Source organism: Aeromonas sp. Prich7-2 (assembly GCF_017939255.1).
In the GTDB taxonomy this organism is placed as follows: Bacteria; Pseudomonadota; Gammaproteobacteria; order Enterobacterales; family Aeromonadaceae; genus Aeromonas; species Aeromonas caviae.
This window is the reverse complement of the sequence record NZ_JAGKRI010000348.1, coordinates 1-3,276: the sequence shown is the minus strand read 5'-3', so window position 1 is coordinate 3,276 and position 3,276 is coordinate 1. Positions and strand designations below refer to the sequence as shown.

Here is a 3,276-nt window from a genome sequence, read left to right as displayed (position 1 = left end):
TGTTTCTTCCAGTTGCTGCTGAACTTTACCTTTTTGCTCAACTGGCGTTGGAGCCTTGCCAGCTTGGTCTGATTGGTTTTGAAGCTGTTGACGGGCTCAAACACCGTGCCATCTGACAGGGTTGCGAGCTTGGCGATCCCCGCATCTAGCCCGACCATTGAGCCGGAGGGGTGAATTGGCTCAAGCGTCTCCTGCTCGACCTGAAAGGAGATATACCAGTGCCCGGCTGCTTGGCTGACGGTCGCGTTTTTAATTTTCCCTTCAACTGGCTGGGACTGACGGAACTTGACCCACGCCAGCCCGGCAGGCAGCTTCACGCGACCCTTTTCAAGGCAGCAATACTTGTCGAAGTTGACGAAGCGGATTGAGTCGCGGTTGTCGCTTTTTTTCTTGAATACGGGTGCCTTGGCGGCGAGTTTCTTATCAAAGCAGCGCATCCACGCGCCATGCAAATCCTTGAGCTTCTGCTGGAGGTTGTCGGTATATGCCTCGGCCAGAAAGGCCATTTCTGGGTCTTTCTTCCAACTGGTGAGCATCCGGTTCAGCTCAAAGGCAGAAGGCAGTTTTTCGCCAGCATCCAGAATGCGTTTGGTTTCTGCCAGCCCGTGATTCCAGACATAACGAGCACAACCGCCCAACTGGCGCAGGCGTTGCGCTTGTTGTTCGGTCGGTTCGAGTCGGAATTTGTAGGCTTTCAGAATTTGCATTTAGCGCTCAGTGTGTAGCATTGTTGCCATATCTATTAAGCCCGATTGAGTGACAGAATGCAATTCACTAAAATTAATAAATCACGCCATTCGGCCTACGCTTTGCACGTACATTTGGTGTTTATCACCAAGTATCGAAAGCCGATACTGGGGGATCTGCATCACGCCTCCTTCGGTCAGTGTGCGGCAGAGGTTTGCAGAGATTTTGGTGCGGAACTGAAAGAGTGTGACGGAGAGGCTGATCATGTTCACATGCTGATAGAGTACGCGCCAACGGTACAGCTATCGGTACTGGTGAACTCGTTAAAGGCGGTCACATCAAGGCGACTGCGTAATGAATTTCTGGACTTGAGAGGTGCTTACAGCAAACCCGTACTCTGGTCACGCTCTTACTTTGCGGGCTCTTGCGGCGGAGCACCGTTGGAGGTGATCAAGCAATACATTCAAAACCAGCGGGGCTGACGCCCCGGCGAAATTCCCCTCCCACCTACGTCGGAGGGAGTCCCCTTTCGCATTTAAGATGGTGCCCTATTTCGACGGGGAGGGGGCCATCAGCGGGGTGATCGACGGCTGGATAGACATCACGGACCGCAAGCGGCTGGAAGAGGCGCTGCGCGAGGCCAAACAGCAGGCCGACAGCGCCAGCCGCGCCAAGAGCGACTTCCTCGCCACCATGAGCCACGAGATCCGCACCCCCATGAACGCCATCCTCGGCATGCTGGAGCTGGCCACCGAGGATCCCGCTCTCAGCCGTCACAGCGGCGAGCTGCTGCGCATCGCCGCCGACTCCGCCAACGGTCTGCTGGATCTGCTGGGGGACAGCCTGGATATCGCCTCCATAGAGGCGGGCCAGATGACCCTGACTCCCACCCCCTGCGATCTCGCGCCCCTGCTCTCGTCCGTCACCCGGGTCTTTGCGGGCATGGCCGAGCAGAAGGGGCTGATCTATGAGGTCAGGCTGCCCGACACCCCCATGCCAAGGGTGCTGATCGATCCCCTTCGCCTGCGCCAGATCCTCTCCAATCTCATCGGCAACGCCATCAAGTTCACCGAGCAGGGCCGGGTCGCCATTACCGCCACCCTGACCGGGGGCGAGCAGCCTCCTGTGCTGCACCTCACCATCACCGACACCGGAGCCGGCATTCCTGCGGACAAGCTGCCCCGGCTCTTCACCCCCTTCTATCGCGCCCACGGCCAGTTCCCCGGCAGCGGGCTGGGCCTCAACATCGCCCGCATCCTGTGCCAGATGATGGGGGGGGAGATAGCCGTTCACAGCCAGGTCGGCGAAGGCACCCGGCTCGAGATAAGGCTGCCCCTCACGCTCGCTCAGCAACCCCCCGCCCCGATCACGGCAATGCCGGCGCCCCAGCCCCACCAGGCTCAACCCCTCCCCCATCGGCTGCATATCCTGGTGGTCGATGACAATCACGCCAACCAGATCCTGCTGCGCCAGCAGCTCAAGCACCTGGGACACGACGTCAGTGTGCGCAGCAATGGCCTGGAGGCCCTGCGCGCCCTCGCCAGCCACCCCTTCGATCTGGTCATCACCGACTGCCAGATGCCGGTGATGGACGGCTTCGAGCTGACCCGCAGCCTGCGAGCCCTCGGCCATGGCCTGCCCGTCTGGGGCTTCACCGCCCATGCCCAGCCTCGCGAGCGGGAGCTTTGTCTCGCCGCCGGCATGAACGACTGCCTGTTCAAGCCCATCGGCCTCGCCCGTCTGCGCGCGGCGCTGGCCACCCTGGGGCCAGCGCCCTGAGTACCGCCAACCCTTCCTCCCGTCATGTCGCAAGGGCGCGGCTGAGAGTGCGACTGAGAGTGCGGCATAAAGGGTCGCCCACAGAAACAAGAAACAAGAAACAAGAAACAAGAAACAAGAAACAAGAGACAAGAGACAACGTGGACCAGCCATGGATACAAGGCCGGTGGCGGTTCGAGCCCCATAAAAAAACCGACACCAGGGTGTCGGTTTTTTTATATCGGGAGGTGCGCCCTGCCTGTCACGCCAGTTTGGCACCGGGTGAAGCGGGCGTCGCGGGGAGGATCAGTAGAAGATCCGCTCCCCTCGCTCGCTCATCTTGAGCCAGACCGGCTTGGTGCTGGTCTTGCTCCAGATGCGGTGCAGGTAACTGTAGAAACGGGCGCGATCCCGGCGAAACAGCATCACCGGGAAGGCGAGCAAACCCGCCACCAAGACGAAGATGCGGCGAAGGATTATCTGAGTCAGGGAGAAGGGATGAAACATGATGTAACGCCTCACTGGTAAGACCACTGAACAAAGATTACGCCAATCATTGTAGGATTACTACACCGACAGCGCCATTTTTTGATAAAAAATGGGGCTAAAAGCCTAAAAATGAAACCGGGTTACATTCTTTAACTAAAAAACAACAAAGGTGGCAAAACGCGGCCCCTGTTCCAGAGTTATACCAATCAGATTAAAGATGTGATCTAATTGCTCTATTCTGGTTTCACTGTACTCAGTATGTCCGATCCAATCGATTTCTTGGCCCTCGCCAAGGCAGAAACCAACGCCAGGAAACGCATGCGATTCCTGGCGTTAGCACAC

At 58.1% G+C, this 3,276-nt stretch carries 3 protein-coding genes and 1 pseudogene; 2 read left to right on the top strand and 2 right to left on the bottom strand.

Annotated elements, in window-relative coordinates:
- Positions 1-707: RNA-guided endonuclease TnpB family protein (locus tag J9892_RS22770; RefSeq protein WP_210539102.1), on the bottom strand; the 707-nt coding region annotated here is incomplete at its 3' end.
- 57 nt (positions 708-764) lie between these two features.
- Here J9892_RS22770 and tnpA point away from each other — a divergent pair.
- Entirely contained in the window at positions 765-1,169 is a 405-nt protein-coding gene (gene tnpA, locus J9892_RS22765) for an IS200/IS605-like element ISAs26 family transposase (RefSeq protein ID WP_041205449.1), read from the top strand.
- A 58-nt stretch (positions 1,170-1,227) separates the two neighbouring features.
- Positions 1,228-2,466: pseudogene (locus J9892_RS22760) on the top strand (ATP-binding protein); the annotation flags it as partial.
- Between the two features lie 285 nt (positions 2,467-2,751).
- Here the strand turns inward: J9892_RS22760 and J9892_RS22755 are convergent.
- The gene (locus J9892_RS22755; protein WP_045523888.1) at positions 2,752-2,952 is read right to left on the bottom strand and encodes a YbfA family protein; all 201 of its coding nucleotides are present in this window, start codon (positions 2,950-2,952) and stop codon (positions 2,752-2,754) included.
- Positions 2,953-3,276: the final 324 nt, after the last annotated feature.